The organism is Oscillatoria sp. FACHB-1407, from assembly GCF_014697545.1.
Taxonomy (GTDB): domain Bacteria; phylum Cyanobacteriota; class Cyanobacteriia; order Elainellales; family Elainellaceae; genus FACHB-1407.
The window spans coordinates 533,612-549,932 of sequence record NZ_JACJSA010000002.1 but is presented as its reverse complement, the minus strand read 5'-3'; the positions used below and the strand labels follow the sequence as shown (position 1 = coordinate 549,932).

Sequence of the window (16,321 nt, the reverse complement as noted above, 5' to 3'; positions counted from 1 at the left end):
TGGGTATCTCTTAACCCACTCTCAATTTGTCATTGATTCAACCCTTATTTACAAAACGAGGATATTACCTTGACTGGAACATTGTTGCGCTCTCAGGAGCAAATTGCTCTCTCTGCTCAATCGAATGCAGCGGACTTCTACAATTGCTCTGAAGAAGATGTATTCTTCTGTCCTGAAGAGTCTCAATTTTATTCTCACTGTTTAGAGCGGCTTGTATTTAGTCACTGTAAACCTTCTGATCAAGTTGTTGAATTTGGCTGTGGAGATGGTAGCCCAGTCATTAATGCTCTTCTTAGAACTCCCTTTAATGGAACAATTTATGGATATGAATTGAATCCATCCGCTTGTGAAATTGCTAATTCTAGAATCACTCGTTATAAGCTAGATCAGAAATATACGGTTTACAATCACTCTTTCTTTGATGCTCATCATTCAGATGCTCATTATTTGATTGCAAATCCTCCCTATCTTCCTGCGATCGACAACGACATTTGTATGCCGTTGTTGCATGGTGGCACGGATGGCGCAACGATTACTAACCGTCTGCTAACACTGGGCTATCCCAGCGCAATGTTACTGGTTTCTAGCTATTCCAACCCTGTGGGTACGATCGCCCTTGCTTTAGAACAGGGCTATAATGTCGCTGACTTTATGGTGACACCACTCACATTTGGGTATTACAGTTCTGAGCCAAAGGTGAGAGATCAGATTGCTAAACTTAGAGGCGATCGCAAAGCCTTCTATTCTAAGAATCTCTATTTCTTAGCGGGAGTACTATTCCAAAAACAGGACATTGCGAAAGCCGATTGGTCTGCTGAATTGCTCCGCACGTTGACAGCACTATAGGAAGAATGAAGGACAAGAGGTGAAGGATGAGGGATAAGGGATAAAAGATAAAAGGGGTTGATAAATGCTTCTGTTTTATCCTTGATCCTTCATCCTTTATCCTTCTTTTTTATCCTTCTCCCAAGTTCTCTAAAGCACTTTGAATCAGTTGAATTTGATAATGCTGATGCGAGTCTTGTGCGGGAGGATCGGGAATGGGGCAGTTGATAATGGGATTGGCGATCGCTTCATAGCGTTGCAGGGCTGACAGAGCTGTGGTGCTGAAGCGGTTGAGATAATCTTGCGTGGCGTTGCGATATAGTTGCTCAACTTGATAAGTCAAGGCATCGGCTGAAACAGAGCTGTTAGGAGCTTCAGTGCCATCTGATTTATTAATCAGGTAACTAGCACCCCCCAAAACTGCTGCTCCAATGGGTCCGCCAAACACCCACCCCAACCCCGTCGCGATCGCCACGGGAGCAACTCCTCCAGAGGAGGATTTGGAGGGTTGCTGGGGGGCATTGGGCAGCACAACCGTTGGCTCTTCGGGAAACGTCACCCAGAGATCGGCGGGTCTTGCCTGCCCAAAAAACTCGCAGGCTTTGTAAACCCACTCCACAACGGATCTCTGATGTGATGTCCAGTCGGGTTTGAGGGAGTGAGTCACCCAATCAGTAAATTCAAATTGCTTGAGGGCAAGGGTTGCAGCCGCATGATAGCGATCCAGCAGGTTAGATAAGGAGAGCCACTGGCGTAAATCGTCAACACTACCCGAAAAGCCTTTCTGGATGAGTCCCTGCGCTTTGCGTTTGATCTGGACTCGCTGTAATTCTTTCTCATCGTGAGTGGGAGCCGTCGCAGCGATCGCACTCATCTTGTCGCGTAGGGCTTGCCGCACCTGGGTGGCGATCGCTTGCAGTCGGGGCAGACGAGTCTCGCTGGGTTGTCCCTGTAGACCGTGGACAATTTGCTGTAGAGCTGCCTCAAACATCGGTAAGCCTGCCGCCTGAGCTTCAGCTACATCCCCTTTGAGGCGTGCCCGTAGTGCAGGCAGAGCATCTACTCGATACAGGTTGCTCACTCCGGGGGGCAGCTTTGCCCGAAAGCTTTCGGCGACAAACCGCAGCCGATTGTAAACCTGTTTTTGATCCTCTGGTTCGAGCAAATTTAGAAAATTAACCACAAAGACGACGGTGCTGATGCCGCGATCGAGCAACCAATCCCGTAGATGCTCCCGCTCACCCAGAGTCATCAACTTGCGACCATCTAACACCTGTATTACCAGATCGGCTGTTAGCAGTTGGTCACGTACCAAAGCATCCAGTGCTTCCTGATCATTTGTACCGGGGAGGTCGATCAGTTCCACCCCTAATTGCAGAAAGGGATGGGGACAGGTCACTTCAACAGACACCACATCTTCACGCATCCGGCGATTTCCCTCCAGGGGGGACTGCTTCGCATCGCCATCTAAAATCGCAAACTGTTTCAGGATATCTGTTCCTGCTTCATCAATCACGGCTCCATCACGAAAGGCAATGCGGCTTCGTAATTCCGTGCCATAACGAACGGCGATCGCCGCCCCTGTCGTAGGAATCAGGTCAATGGGTAGGGCACGTTCCCCCAGCAGAGCATTCAACAGGGTAGATTTGCCATAGTTAAACGGGGCAAAGACCGCAATCCGAAAGCTCGATCGGTTGACTACGTTAGCCAGCAGGTTGACCTCCCGTCGCAGGGGAGCATCGGCGGGCAGTTCTAACAAACTGACTGCTGCCTGGAGGTGATTAAGTAGAGTATGGCAGGTGTCTTGCTCCATCCTGATTGCCCTGAATTCTAAATCTTTGTAGCAATTCTCAACGTGCAGAAGTCGGAGTTTTTGAAAAACTCCGACTTCTCAGCGATCGATTACACCAATAAGGTTTGATAGCTTGCTTCCAGCTTGCGGCATTCGTCCGAGACGATCGCCTCAACCCCCTGCAATCGCTTCAGTTCCATCTCGCGGTTAATCTCGTGAGATTCCTTCTGCTTCAACAGGTTGTTTAACTCGGCGTGACGCGAGTGGATGTCGTCGTTGATCCGCTTAATCACCTCGCGTTCGTAAGCATCAAAGCATTCCTGAACCGCACTGTAAATCGGTTGCCACTGTTCCTGAGCAATTTTGGGCAAGTATTTTACCAGTTCTTTTTTGATGGCTTTGGCAAACTGCTTGCGGGCGTGATCGGCTTGCAATGCCCCAAGCCCTAAGCTGGCAATAATAATGCCAAAAGGACCGAGAATGGAGCCAAAGATAATGGCAATTCCCGTCGTGGCAAACAGGTTGAGCAAAATGCTCTTGAAATCAAACCCAGAAACCGCCAGAGCCGCACCTGCAAAGTTGCCCGTCGCCAGGGAGAACAGACCCATTGCCCACTTTGCCCAACCGGGAGTATTGTCATCTCCGGTGCTGGTTTCGGGTCGAGGATGGAGAGCTTGTCCGGTGAGTTTTGCGCTGATTTGATCGGTGATTTGAGCGTAGGACGCGCCGTATTTCTCCGCACTCTTAGATAAATCCCCAAAGGCAGCCGTTAAGTCCTTTTCAGCAGTCAACGTCCAGGCAAAGAATTTATCGTTGACGTATTGTTGGAATCCCTGCTGAGCCGCTGCATTGAATTGCTGACGTTTGTTCTCGCTGAGGAAATCGAAGAACTGCATATCTCCGGGTTGGTAGCGCAGGAAATCTTGCTCAAACGTTCCCTCTAAGCCGAATACATAGGTGCGGAAGGAATCAGCGATCGCCCGGGCTTTGCGATCACGCATCGAGCGAATTTCGTCCCGGAACTGATCACGAATCTCCGACAGTTGGGCGAATTGCGGTTCAACGGATTGGATACGCTGTTTCAGTTCTTGCACGGTCTGGTTCAGTAAAGGAATGCGGCGATCAATCGCTTCTTTCACTCGCGTCTGCGCCTGTCGTGCCAGAGTTCGCCCCTGACGTAACTCCGCGATCGCCCGCTCCTGGGTCAGGAAGGTGTTAAGGGAACGAATAAAGGGTGTAAATCCAGTTCCCTCCAGGTCGGCATTGGCGTCTTTGATCCGTCGCCGCAAAGCCGTGATAGCAGAGATTTCAAACACTCGCTCGTCGTAGACATTGACGCCATCCACGACGCAATACTCTGCTAGATTGGCGTGAAATACCTTACGGAGCTTGTTTTCCGCCTCTGCCAGTTCCGCTGCATCATCGGGGTCGATTAACCCCTCCTTCACCTGATCCCAGGCGTTTATTAAAAAGAAGATTGAGAGTCCTCGATCTTTGATGTAGTTCTCCAGATATCGCCGTTCTGCCATGGTGCAAGGTTGGGAAGCCCGCAAGACAAACAAAATCGCATGGCAGTTGTTGATATAGCCCAAGGAGAGAGCATTGCGGGCTTCCGTGTCATTTAAGCCAGGACTATCCACAATCTCAACGCCTTTTTCCAGCAAGGGCAGCGGATATTCCACCACCGCATGACTGACATCAGGAAACGCTTGCTGCTTCTTCTGCTCTAGCTCCTTAGCTTCCTCTGGGGGAATCGTATAGCGTTGCTTAAAGTCTTTGAAGTCAATCCGCTCTGGAGGCTTGCCATCGTTAAAGTGAATTGTCACTGTTTTCTCTGCCCCATACTTCAGAATGGTTAGCAGGGCAGTACAGGGATTCACATCGCTGGGCAGCAAATTCTCGCCGATCAACGCATTCAAAAACGTGCTCTTGCCCCGCTTCATATCTCCCAAGACCAGCAACCGAAACACCCCCTTCTTCAGGTTTTTGCTAGCCGTGCTGATGTCTTCAATTTCACGCTCTAACCCCAGCTTGCCAGAGGTCGTCTCACCCTCTGCTTCTGCTGTAAACAGCGCATCGGCAATCTTTTCGAGGTTTTGAGCGATCGCCTGACGAGTGCGACTGATGCGATCGAGGTCGTTGAGGAAATGAGTGGAGGAGGACATAAAAAGGAAAGGATGAAGGATGAGGGATAAAAGGGAAGAGAGAAGCAGGAAGGGCTAAAGGATGAGGGATGAAGGATAAAAAATGGTTTTGTAGGGTGTCGTTAGCGAAGCGTAACGCACCGTGAAAGACAGAAAAGAACGAAGTAAAGTTTTAGCTTTGCCCCTAGATCCCTTAACCTGGGGGACTTTGAGTGACGGAAGCCCCCTTAGCATTGAGGAGTCTAGCGACATCATGGATTAATCACTACTATTTCCTGTCAACCAAGATTGCTGAACAGCATATTCAAAGTGATAGAGAAACGCCGCAATCACAACCCGTACCAGGCTAGTCATAACGAGGGTGAATTCCCCGGAGGTGAATGGGGTGTAGAGCAACGTTGTGAGCGAAAAGGATGGTAGAACAATGCCCAATAAGAGATAGCTGGTGAGCATCGACAGCAGGCTGACAGTCCAGCCATAGAATCCTTCCCACCAACTCAATAATCCTGGAAACAATCCTGGCTCCTGAGATTGGCGGGGCGATCGCCCCTGTGGATCAATCTGGTTGAGCAAGCCCTGAGAGAAATGATGCACGACCGCAATCAACAGGATTGGGGAGAGTACCATTAACACCCCTACCAGAAATCCCAATCGCGGTGACCAACGAATCACAATGCCAATGATCTGCCAGACATAACCAATGCCGACCTGCAAGCCCCACATCAGAACAGTGAGGGCGATCGCTCGAACCCACGAACCCAGGTTAGGAAGCCAGGACATAGAACTGTTCATGGATTTAAGTTGCTATTTTTTATCAGTTTCAAACAAAATCTTGTAAGCTAACCAGGCAATCCCGGCAACGATGACGACTGTAGCAAGCCAGGATGCCACCCGCACCGCAACAATGACTGCCACTACGATCGCCAGAAACTTACCCACAGTGGTCAGCTTCTTTAGCCAGGTTTGAAATTTGGTGGGAGGTGGCTCGTGTTTCGTGGGATGCAAGAGGGGTGGCTGTTGCGCTGATGGGTACGATGGCTGTGGTGGCAGTTGGTGAATCTCTGCTTCCAGTTCGCGCAGACGCAGTTGCAACTCCCGCTCCCGCAGTTCTTGCTCTCGCCGCCGCAATTCTTCCTCTCGGTTATCCTGGGGCTTCATAACAGTACCCTGGTCGATGGTATGGGTTTGAACGACAAAACATAGTGTTCAGGGAAAAACACTACTTTTTGCTACAACCATAACCTTTCAAAATCCGAATGGCGAGGGTATTTTTTAGCTATTCATGATTTTCCGCGCAACCCCCATTGGGAGAAGAAATACCCGAAGGATAAAAATTGTGGTCTTATACCAATTCAATTTTTAAAGGCTACACATCTGACCCCTCCCAACCTCCCCTTGATAAGGGGAGGTGCCGCAGGCGGTGGGGTACGATCTGTAGCAGCAATTTCTAGAACTGGTTTTACAGTGGTTTTCACACAGGCAACTACTGAGAATGGCTGTAAAAATTCAGTGGCTCTGCGTCCTTGCCCTGAATGGACGACCTTGCCCAATTTGGATTCTCATCTCCGTGAATTACAAATAGGGGCGGTTCGCGAACCGCCCCTGCAATCGGGATATTGATGCAATGGATGAGTTTCAAAATGCCTTTATCGGCATCCTAAGGACTCGCGAGTATCGGCTCCGGTGACAGGATTTACACCGCTAGCAGACTTACACAACGCAACGATCTGGTCGCGATCGAGCACAGCATCGGTAAAGTCTGCGCCCGTTACATTAGCCCCTCGAAAATTGGATTTAAGCATCATGGCTGACGTTAACACCGCATCGGTTAAATCAGCATTTGCCAGGTCGGTAATATAAGCAATGCCGTCGCTGAAGTCTACCGCGTGGAAGTTAGCATCCGTTAGAACCGCTCCATTAAAGACAGCACCGCGCAAATCAGCGTTACTGAAATTCGCCCCTTTGAGTTTGGCATCGCTAAATTCAGCCCGAATCAAGCTTTGTCCAGAAAAATCTTTGACGGTTGCCTCAACATCGTCGTAAGCACGAATAGCAGCGGAACTTGCTGCATAAGCCGGAGATGGAGTAGCCAGAGGAGCCACCAGGACTAAGAGGGCGATCGCCAGTCCAAACAGGATCGGTCTAAATCGTGTTAGCCCAAACCTTGTTAGCCCGAACAGGTGCCGAAATACATGCATAGCTAAATGGGATAATCCAATCGCTCAACTCCATTAAAATTAACATTTTTTAATCCTCTCTCTAACAGCTTCAATTAGAGAACGCCCTTCATATCACCCTTTAGATTTGCCCCAACGCCTTCTAAAGATAGACGTTTCAGCGGTATAAGCCCGTTACCTTGGTTAGCGAAACTTGATTATCAAGCACACGAATAGTCTTGCATCAAATAATTTCGCTCTCACCCATTTGCCGCAAGAAAAAAGGTTTTGGATTCACTTTCATTCACACAGCACCAGACGAAACAGGTGCATCACATTTACTTTCATCAAACTCTTTTAAAACTTTAAGGACTGAACACCATGAAATCTAATCATTTAGTCAAAACCCTTCTGGCGGGAGCTTGTACGATTGGTCTAGCAACATTTGGTATGGGCTTACCTGCCCTGGGGCAATCTGGTAGCACAACAGGTGGAACGACTGGTGGTGCAACAGGTGGCGCAACCGGAGGAAGAACGGGTGGTTCTGGAGCAGTGACAGGCGGCAGCACAGGCAACACAGGTGGTACGGGTAACACAGGTGGTGTTGATAACACAGGTGGCACAGGTAACACAGGTGGTACTGGTACTACAGGCGGCACCGGAACTACAACGACCAATGATCCTCGCGTTTTACCAGGTGGCACTCCCGGTGGCATTCAACAGGGCGGCACAGGTAACACGGCTCCTGGAATCACGGGTGGAACAACCACCAATAACGGCAACACCAACAACGGCAACACAGCGATTCCCGGTAGAACGAACAACGGCACGGTTAACAACGGTACAACGAACGGTACGACGAACGGTACGACGAACAACGGCACAACCGTGACTCCTGGGACTTCGGGTGGCACGCTTATTATTCCTGATAGCGGCGCAACTCAAGTCCTACCTGGCAATGCAGGAAGCGGAAATACCACTGTTGCACCTGGCACAACCGTTAACCCCGGTATCAGCGGATCGGGTATCAACGGCACGGGAACAGGTACAACCGGAACAGGTGCAACAGGAGAAGGTGCAACTGGCACCAACCCCAATAGCGGCGCAACCAATGGTAGCCGAATTCCGGGTGGAGTCAACTCAGCACCTTTGCTCAACCAGGGTGGCTTCACTGGTAACTATGCTGAAGGTGCCGATACTGATACCGATTGGAGTTGGTTAGGTCTGTTGGGCTTGGCTGGATTAGCTGGTTTAAGCCGCAAGTCTAACAATCGGGTTGAGCACGACGATACAGTGCGCGATCGCACCACAACTAACCGCTACTAAAGCGACTTGTAGACAAGGGGATTAAACCCCTTGCTCTTGAGAAATCATGATAGGAGTCGGAGGTTTGACAAGCCTCCGACTTTTTGCGATCTAAGTCCAATACAAAATCTGAGCAGTGGGAAAGCGTCTAGCAATCTCTTGCTCAAAGAAACGCCGCAATTGCTTCATCGTGTCTGCGTCATAGACATACTTGGTGCCCCCAAACTTATTGCGCTTGACACTGCGAGTGGACTCGTCCATATCTAGCTTGCTATTGGGATACCAGGTATTCAATACCTCCTTAGAGCCAGGGGTAAAGCGATGAGAAATCAACTCAACGGTCAAGTCACAATCAAAATCTAGAGCCGCACTGATGTCATCTAGCAGGGTGGTGTAGTGCTCCTCCCAATCTTCCATCGGCATGATCGGAGCAATCACCAGACCCACCGGATAGTCACCACCACCACACTCAACAGGCAACGCCAATCGACGCAAGGCTTGCAGACGGGCTGAAACCGATGCAGTGCCACCTTCAAAGCGGCGTGATACGGGGGCAGCATTCACACTCATGCGACAACGGGTATGACCCTGGTGAGGCAAGCCCAACAGCGGCTCCACATTGTCAAACTTAGACACCCATCGTAGATAGCCATCCTCGCGAGTGCCAAAGTAGCGAATGCATTCGGCTAGGCTACCCGTCAAGTGCTCAATTCCTAATGGGTCAGTGTAACAACTCACCTCATAGGAGGTCGGCTTTCCTGCCTGCTCATAGTTCGCTAAATTCTCAAGAATTTGCGGCAAGTTAGCAAAGACCCGGATCACGGGTGGACCCTGCAAACTCCCAGCCAGATAGCAATACTGGCAATGGGCAGGGCAGCCCTCCGCAATGTGGAACTGCCAGTCTGCCGATGGCGGAATGGGGCTAAGCTTGAGGCTGCTGGGAGCCGATGTGACGATCGCCAGTGTACGTTTAGAAATATCGTAAGTCTCGCGATCGCTCTCTCCGCGTAACCCCGTCAATCGGTTGCGGGGCAATTCTTGAATGGGCAAATTGAGCGATCGCACTCGCTCTAAAATCTGCTGTCCCCACGGCTCGGCTAATGCGGCTGGAGTCACTAAGACTTGCTCTGGCATCCACAACCGGGTTTTGTGTGTATCAGACTGGGGTGAATCTTGTAGAGGGGCGATCGTTGTAGAGGTTGGTATCGCGATAGACAAAATCTCTCTCCCTATTGATCTACAGCCATTGAAGAGTTGTCTAAGACAGGGTGCAGGCGTTAGGACTTCTAACTGAGGTCAAAGCCCCACAACCCCTCTCTCTCAACTGTCTCAACAATTGCCATATCTCTATTGTGAGTTATTTAAAAAAGCTAGAGAATGTCATGAGGAAGGGATTCCACCCCGTCTAAAGTAGGGCTTACCTGTGTATTTTCTCTAGTCATTCGTGTTAGTCATCATTGTCTGCGTGAGTTATTGTGTAAGCATTTGCAAATCTATCTCTCCAGGCTGTTTTCGTGCAAAATTGTCAGGGTTGACTAAGACCAACACGGCACCAAAATTATTTTCACCCTTGGATGAAGGATTAACCCATTGAGTCAAAGCACCGATCACACATCCAAGAAGCTCAAATTACAGGCTCTATTCACGACCATATTAGTCGTGCCGTTTGTGCTTCAGTTGTTGGTAACGGTTGGATTAGTCGGATGGTTATCGCTGCGTTCAGGGGAACGAGCAGTCAATCAAGTCTCCGATCAATTGCGAGATGAGACAGCCAATCGCATTCAAGACCAACTTAAAAATTACCTTGAAGTGCCTCACCGCTTAAACCAGGCAAACGTAGACGCTGCATTGATGGGAGAAATTGACTTTAACAACATCAATCGCCTGGAGTCTCGGTTTTGGCAGCAAATTCGCCTCTATGACTCAATCAGCAACATTGGTTTTGGCAGTGTCAGGGGCAGTTACGTGGCGAGCGATCGCCGGGATAACCTTATTCGCATTGGACATAAGGACGAAAACTCCCCCCAGGGAGCGTTGCACATGTATGAAGCTGATGAGATGGGCAGACCTACGTTGCGTCTGGCGTATCGTGGCAGACCCAACTATGACCCTCGTCGGCGTCCGTGGTATCGCCTGGGGCAAACCTCGCCTCAGGGGCAGTGGACTGAGATTTTTACTTATTCTGCTCAACCGATCTACGTTATCTCTGCGGTTAGAGCTGTGTATGACCAGGCTGACACCTTTCAGGGAGTGCTGATCACGGACTTGCTCCTGAGTGACATTGGGAAGTTTTTGCAGAGCCTGGAGATTGGGCGAACGGGCGAAGCGTTTATCTTGGAGCGATCGGGACAGTTGGTTGCTGCATCAACTCCCGAAATTCCCTATCAGGTAGTCGAGGGCAAGGCTCAGCGACTGCAAGCGACTAACAGTGACTCCCCTCTGATTCGCGCGACTGCCGTTTACCTGTCTCAGCAGTTTGCCTCTTTGGATCAGGTTCAGACGGTTCAGCAACTCGATTTCACTGTTGATAACACCCGGCAGTTTGTACAGGTAGTACCCTACTCTGACCCACGGGGGTTGGATTGGCTAATTGTCGTTGTGATTCCTGAAACCGACTTTATGGAGGGCATTTACGCCACTGCCCATTCGACAGCATGGCTATTTCTGATTGCTCTGGCGATCGCCACCGGGGTTGGGTTATTTACGGCACGCTGGTTGGTACGACCGATCGCCCGTCTGTCGGCAGCGGCAACGGTTCTCGCAGAGGGCAACTGGGATAGAACCCTGCCCATTGAGCGTGAAGATGAACTGGGAGTTTTGGCAGAAGCCTTTAACCGCATGGCAGGGCGACTCAAAGAATCGCTGGCAACCATTCGGCAACGCGAGGCAAGACTGGCAGAGGCACAACAGGTTGCCCATGTGGGGAGTTGGGAGTTTGATCGGGCGACTGAAACCGTCAGTTGGTCAGACGAACTGTTTCGGATTGAAGGGTTAGAGATCCAGTCCATGAAACCCCAATATCCTGTCATTTTGGGACAGGTGCACCCAGAGGACGCAGAAATTGTGCAACGCGCTCTTGATCGAGCGTTGCATCAAGCTCAGCCCTTTGAGATTGATTACCGCATTTTGCAACCCAGTGGGCAGGTGCGAGAGGTTCATGCCAGAGGGCAAGTCGCTCGAAACGAGACAGGGCAGGTCACACGAATCTTTGGCACCGTCCTCGATATCACGGATCGCAAACAGATTGAACGCGATCGCGATCGCCTGTTGGAGTTAGAGCAAGCGGCACGAGCAGATGCAGAAGCAGCTAACCAAGCCAAAGACCGATTTTTGGCGGTGCTATCTCACGAGTTGCGAACTCCCCTCAACCCCATTTTGGGTTGGACACAACTCCTCCAAACGGGACGCTTAGATCAGCCTCAGACCTCAAAAGCTCTGGAAACGATTGAGCGCAATGTGAAATTGCAGACTCAACTGATTGACGACTTGTTAGATGTGTCCCGTATCCTGCGGGGCAAGCTGTCGCTCAAGGCAGAACCTGTTGATCTTGTGGCGGCGATCGCGGCAGCGATTGAAACGACTCGACTGGCAGCTGAAGCTAAATCGATTCGGGTGAGTACCGATTTCACCCCCATCCCCATGCAAGTCAATGGCGACTTGGCGCGGTTGCAACAAATTATCTGGAATTTGCTGTCCAATGCGATTAAATTCACCCCGGAGGGTGGACAGGTTGAGGTGATCTTAGAACAACTAGCCACCCCAACTAACGGAAAGGTAGAACATCCGGCAGGGGGAGCTTCAAATGGGCATTCCCGATCTTCTGCTCTAGCGGTGCCGCCCTACCCCTTTTCAATCCATCCCCCCTTGTGGCAAAGCATCACACAGCACACCCCTTCTCTCCCCCGCTCCTACGCTCAAATTACGGTTCGGGATAATGGGCAGGGGATTGCCTCTGACTTTTTACCCCATTTGTTTGATGACTTCTGGCAAGCCGACAATAGCTCGACTCGTGTCGCAGGAGGGTTGGGCTTAGGGTTGGCGATCGCCCGTCACCTGGTGCAACTGCACGATGGCATCATTATGGCTACCAGTGCAGGATTGGGGAAAGGCTCAAGCTTTACGGTGCTGTTGCCGTTAATCGAGTTGGCATCTCCGTTAGATTCCTATGAACCGAGTGATCTCGACCGCTTTGGTAGCACAGCACCCTTGCGGGGGCTACATCTACTGCTGGTGGATGACGAACCCGACAATCTGGAGTTTTTAACGTTGCTGTTGCAAGACCAGGGGGCAACCATTACTACCACGACAACCGCTGCTACAGCCCTGGAATATCTCACCACCCACCCAACCGATGTGCTCATCAGTGACATCAATATGCCTGATGTGGATGGATATGACCTGATTCGGCGGGTGCGATCGCAGGTAGCCGTCCTAAACCCCCAAGTACCTGCGATCGCCCTTACCGCCCATGCGGGCGAAGCTCATCAGCAACAAAGCTTAGCGGCGGGCTTTCAAGTCCATCTGGCCAAGCCTGTTGAGCCAACGGAGTTAGTCATGACTATTCTCAATCTCGTGCGATCGAGGGAATAGGGAGATGGGGATTCGCCTTAGGAATGGGAATTAAATAAGTTCGATATTGGGTAGGGGCGGGTTTTGCCGTCAACCCCATTACAAGGTAAAGATTGGTCTGCTAAACCCGCCCGTACAGTTTGCGGATTTATTAAATCCAAGATCCTTAGTACTGTGATTCACAGATAGGGTTTGGAAATAAAACCAGGGGGGTGTGGGGGCTGCGCCCCCAGCCAGGGGTTCCACCCCTGCACCCCGAATTCCCACCCCTATTTACGACGAGTTGTACTTAGGAGATTTTTGAGCAAGAATCTACCAATCGGTTTTCGGAAGGGGCGTTTCGCGGAACGCCCTTACAGGTGCTCAAACCTTAAATCAGTATCTTTTTGCGAAATTAGGTCACAGAAAGCGATTGATCTGTTAGGATTTTGAGAAATTTAGCGCGGATATTGTGTGATATAGCAACTGTCAAGACAGTTGAGACAAGGGGGTGTGGGGGCTACGCTCCCAACCGGAGGTTTTACCTCTGCACCCCGTCCTGACCAACCTTTTGGTTGTTATACGACTTTAAATCTTGCGACTTGGGTGGATCTAAACCTTGACGTGCTAAGGTGTTTTAGCTTGAATTAGCCCAATCCGGTGCAGGACTACAGACCGCAGCCATCGTCATTTAGCTAGCTTCCTATGTCTCAGAACGTGACAACTGATCCATCAGTTTTAGAGCCTGATCATCTGTCTCATCCCACCGCTCACCCGTCAGACCTTCCCTCAGAGGACAGTCTGGATCATGAGGCGACCTCAACTCAAGCGTCTGGTTTCTCTGCAAACTCCTACGCCGATCGCTTGATGGACGAGCTATTTGAAGAAGTCGAGGGGATGTTAGATCGGGGTGCAAAGACTCCATCAGAACCCGCTAAGCCAGAGTTTATCTCGCTGCAATCCCTGTCGATCCCCAAGATGGTATTGCCCTCGCTGGTGCCCACCCGCCCACAGCTGCAAGAGGCTGATGAACCAGATTTAGACAGTCTGGCGTTGGCGATCGCCACTGAAACGGAAACCCACCGCAATCACTCCACCCGATCTGTGGATCGGGTCTTAATGGTTGCAGCTTGTGCGTCGTTAGCGGCTACCGCTGCCCTATGGTTTGCCTTTCACAACCGCCTGCCACAGCCAATCGCCTCTGAAACGCCAGCATCCCCTGGGGATACCGCCGCTGCTGGAGCCGATAAGGAGTTTCAGGAGTATATGAGGCGATCGCTGGAGGCCATTGAGCGCAGAGCCGAAACCAATGAGCAAACAGCGTCTGCCTCTTCAACGGTTCCTCCATCGGCAACGAATCTGCCCTCGGTGAATGTTCCGGGTAATCCCATCCCAGGAGGCACAGCGGGAGTGCCAGAACGGGTTTACATTCCGGTGTATCAGCCTCCACAAGCTTCCGCACTGCCAGGAGTTGCCGTTTCACCGTTGCCACCCAATGCCACTGTGACGGTACCTGCTGCCCCCCAAACCGCTGTTGCAACGGCACCGAGAGCCGTACCCAACATTTCATCAGCCAATGCTAATCACGTCCTGGTGGGCTTGTTGGAGTTGGATGGCGATCGCTCAGCCGCCTTGTTTGAGATCAATGGCACAACCCAGCGTATTCGCATCGGGGAAGGCGTTGGTTCTAGCGGTTGGACGCTCGTCTCTGTGAATAACGGAGAGGCGATCGTGCGCCGCAATGGAGAGGTGCGATCGATTTTTGTAGGACAAAGTTTCTAATCCCACTAAAATCGTTCCATCGGGTATCACAATTCATTTCGCACGCCTATATGAGATACTCTATAAAACGTTTGGGTCGTGGTAGCTCTACTCAAGCTACCGGGATTCATTCGGCACGTTCGAGTTCACCGTATCTCAGGGAGTGATACAAGGCAATGAAACTATGCAAAGTTGCAGATGTTGCAGACTGGCAAAATCCTGAATTTCAAGCCACTGCTGCCTTGTTGAAGCTGAATGGTAAAAATCGGAAGGCATGGGAATTTATCCATGTCTACACAGGCTTAAAACAGTTGGGCTGTCTGCACGAAGATGCGAGAGCGTTGGGCTTGGGTGTGGGACGAGAACCGCTGGTATACGCCCTGACCAATAGTTGCAAAGAAGTTGTCGCGACTGACCTGTATAACTCCGATACATGGTCTACAGCGTCCATGTCACCCACCGAGGTCTACAACAAAAATCGCTTTTCCTATCATCCAGAGCGATTGGTGGTGCGCCACATGGACATGACTCAGATTGATTTTCCCGACAATAGTTTTGACTTTATTTGGAGTTGCTGTGCGATCGAACACGTCAACAACTTTCGTGATCTGCACAAAGTCTATCAAGAAATTCACCGTGTCCTGAAGCCCGGTGGCATTGCCGCACTCACCACTGAAACGAACAAAACCGATCGCCCCCTCTATGAACCCAACCTGCTCTACACCGACCAACTCTGGGTCGATCACTGGTTGCTGGGTGATGATCCTCTCATTCAAGGGTTTGATCTCCTCGACCCACCCGATTTTTATCTGACTGACTCCTATGAAAATCGCCCGATTCCGCGTCGGGAGCCGCTCAAGCTAATTCAGGTCTATACCAAAGACATCATCAGCAGCAGCATTGCATTTTTCCTGCGGAAAGCGGGTGAGTTCTCCAAAGCGTATGACGAGAGCTGGTTACCCGCCTTTTGGAGTGGTTATCTGGCAGGGTGCGATCGCATCACCGAGGGCAAGTTCTTTGAAGCCGAGCAAATCTTCAAGCAACTGCTACAAGACCCCACCCTGGAACCCCGACTCAAAGTTCGGGCTGCTCGTCGCCTGTTGGTAACACTGGAGGCACAACACGAACGCGACCAGATGATTGGCATCTGTAAGGATATTTTTGCTGACTGCCAGATCACCGACGATCAAGACCAGATCATGCCGATCGCCAACTTCTGTCAAAGCCTGGAGTTATGGACAGAGGCAAAAGTGCTCTATGAGCGAGTTGAGAACTTGCAGGGGTCTACCATTAACCAGGTGATCGATAGCGTTGTGGGTCAGTCCCGCTATTACCAACATCTCGGTCAACATGACAAAGCGTTGATTCTCCTGGAAAGCGTACAAGAAGCAACCCTCACAGGCGGCACCCGCACTGAAAAGAGTGTATACCCTGTCTTTTGGAACATGGGCATTTGCTGCGAACGCCTCGGCAACTTTGATGCCGCTGTTAAGCATTACCAAATTGCGGTTAATGCTGCCGATCCCCGCTCTAAAGAGCATCTGCAAGCTTCACTCAAGTTGCGATCGTGCCAGTTGGAACAACGCTTACCCGTGCGATCGACCTGGAAGAAGTTGAAGCAACGGCTGAAAGGGTAAAGGGAAAGGGTAAAGGGTAAAGGATAAAGGATAAAGGCTGAAAGATAAGAGGGAAGAGAGAAGAACGAAGAGAAATCCGCTAATTTTTATCCTTTATCCCTTATCCTTGATCCTTCTTTTTTCCTTCTTCCCTCTTCCTCCCTTGCTACCATA

General features: G+C 50.6%; 11 protein-coding genes. 5 read left to right on the top strand and 6 right to left on the bottom strand.

Features of this window, described 5'->3' with window-relative positions:
• Positions 1–69 precede the first annotated feature (69 nt).
• Positions 70–846 carry a methyltransferase gene (locus H6G89_RS05535; protein WP_242059828.1) on the top strand — a complete coding sequence of 259 codons (777 nt, stop codon included), beginning with the start codon at positions 70–72 and terminating at the stop codon, positions 844–846.
• A gap of 109 nt (positions 847–955) precedes the next feature.
• Here H6G89_RS05535 and H6G89_RS05530 read toward each other — a convergent pair whose 3' ends face one another.
• The 5 genes from H6G89_RS05530 to H6G89_RS05510 all read right to left on the bottom strand — a co-directional run bounded on the left by H6G89_RS05530 (position 956) and on the right by H6G89_RS05510 (position 6,959).
• On the bottom strand, positions 956–2,638 hold the full coding sequence (locus H6G89_RS05530) for a dynamin family protein (protein ID WP_190504251.1): 1,683 nt from the start codon (positions 2,636–2,638) through the stop codon (positions 956–958).
• Between the two features lie 89 nt (positions 2,639–2,727).
• On the bottom strand, positions 2,728–4,782 hold the full coding sequence (locus H6G89_RS05525; protein ID WP_190504250.1) for a dynamin family protein: 2,055 nt from the start codon (positions 4,780–4,782) through the stop codon (positions 2,728–2,730).
• Positions 4,783–5,019: 237 nt separating this feature from the next.
• Positions 5,020–5,541 carry a hypothetical protein gene (locus H6G89_RS05520; RefSeq protein ID WP_190504249.1) on the bottom strand — a complete coding sequence of 174 codons (522 nt, stop codon included), beginning with the start codon at positions 5,539–5,541 and terminating at the stop codon, positions 5,020–5,022.
• A 24-nt stretch (positions 5,542–5,565) separates the two neighbouring features.
• The gene (locus tag H6G89_RS05515; protein ID WP_190504248.1) at positions 5,566–5,919 is read right to left on the bottom strand and encodes a hypothetical protein; all 354 of its coding nucleotides are present in this window, start codon (positions 5,917–5,919) and stop codon (positions 5,566–5,568) included.
• Positions 5,920–6,407: 488 nt separating this feature from the next.
• Positions 6,408–6,959 (bottom strand): pentapeptide repeat-containing protein, encoded by a 552-nt coding sequence (locus H6G89_RS05510; protein WP_190504247.1) that lies wholly within the window; start codon positions 6,957–6,959, stop codon positions 6,408–6,410.
• A 339-nt stretch (positions 6,960–7,298) separates the two neighbouring features.
• On the opposite strand from H6G89_RS05510, the gene H6G89_RS05505 reads away from it, so the two are divergent.
• Entirely contained in the window at positions 7,299–8,243 is a 945-nt protein-coding gene (locus tag H6G89_RS05505; protein WP_190504246.1) for a WGxxGxxG-CTERM domain-containing protein, read from the top strand.
• A gap of 90 nt (positions 8,244–8,333) precedes the next feature.
• On the opposite strand, the gene H6G89_RS05500 is transcribed toward H6G89_RS05505, so the two are convergent.
• The gene (locus H6G89_RS05500) at positions 8,334–9,440 is read right to left on the bottom strand and encodes a spore photoproduct lyase family protein (RefSeq protein WP_242059827.1); all 1,107 of its coding nucleotides are present in this window, start codon (positions 9,438–9,440) and stop codon (positions 8,334–8,336) included.
• A gap of 372 nt (positions 9,441–9,812) precedes the next feature.
• Between H6G89_RS05500 and H6G89_RS05495 the strand changes: the two genes are divergently transcribed.
• The 3 genes from H6G89_RS05495 to H6G89_RS05485 all read left to right on the top strand — a co-directional run bounded on the left by H6G89_RS05495 (position 9,813) and on the right by H6G89_RS05485 (position 16,168).
• Positions 9,813–12,812 carry a response regulator gene (locus H6G89_RS05495; protein ID WP_190504245.1) on the top strand — a complete coding sequence of 1,000 codons (3,000 nt, stop codon included), beginning with the start codon at positions 9,813–9,815 and terminating at the stop codon, positions 12,810–12,812.
• Positions 12,813–13,475: 663 nt separating this feature from the next.
• Complete coding sequence (locus H6G89_RS05490; protein ID WP_190504244.1) at positions 13,476–14,552, top strand: hypothetical protein; 1,077 nt, start codon at positions 13,476–13,478, stop codon at positions 14,550–14,552.
• A 155-nt stretch (positions 14,553–14,707) separates the two neighbouring features.
• Positions 14,708–16,168, top strand: coding sequence for a methyltransferase domain-containing protein (locus H6G89_RS05485; RefSeq protein WP_190504243.1), 1,461 nt, complete (start codon positions 14,708–14,710; stop codon positions 16,166–16,168).
• Positions 16,169–16,321 lie beyond the last annotated feature (153 nt).

Coding starts and splice junctions, on each gene's coding strand:
- H6G89_RS05530 (WP_190504251.1), bottom strand. CDS start 2,638: ATGGAGCAAGACACCTGCCATACTCTACTTAATCACCTCCAGGCAGCA.
- H6G89_RS05525 (WP_190504250.1), bottom strand. CDS start 4,782: ATGTCCTCCTCCACTCATTTCCTCAACGACCTCGATCGCATCAGTCGC.
- H6G89_RS05520 (WP_190504249.1), bottom strand. CDS start 5,541: ATGTCCTGGCTTCCTAACCTGGGTTCGTGGGTTCGAGCGATCGCCCTC.
- H6G89_RS05515 (WP_190504248.1), bottom strand. CDS start 5,919: ATGAAGCCCCAGGATAACCGAGAGGAAGAATTGCGGCGGCGAGAGCAA.
- H6G89_RS05510 (WP_190504247.1), bottom strand. CDS start 6,959: ATGCATGTATTTCGGCACCTGTTCGGGCTAACAAGGTTTGGGCTAACA.
- H6G89_RS05505 (WP_190504246.1), top strand. CDS start 7,299: ATGAAATCTAATCATTTAGTCAAAACCCTTCTGGCGGGAGCTTGTACG.
- H6G89_RS05490 (WP_190504244.1), top strand. CDS start 13,476: ATGTCTCAGAACGTGACAACTGATCCATCAGTTTTAGAGCCTGATCAT.
- H6G89_RS05485 (WP_190504243.1), top strand. CDS start 14,708: ATGAAACTATGCAAAGTTGCAGATGTTGCAGACTGGCAAAATCCTGAA.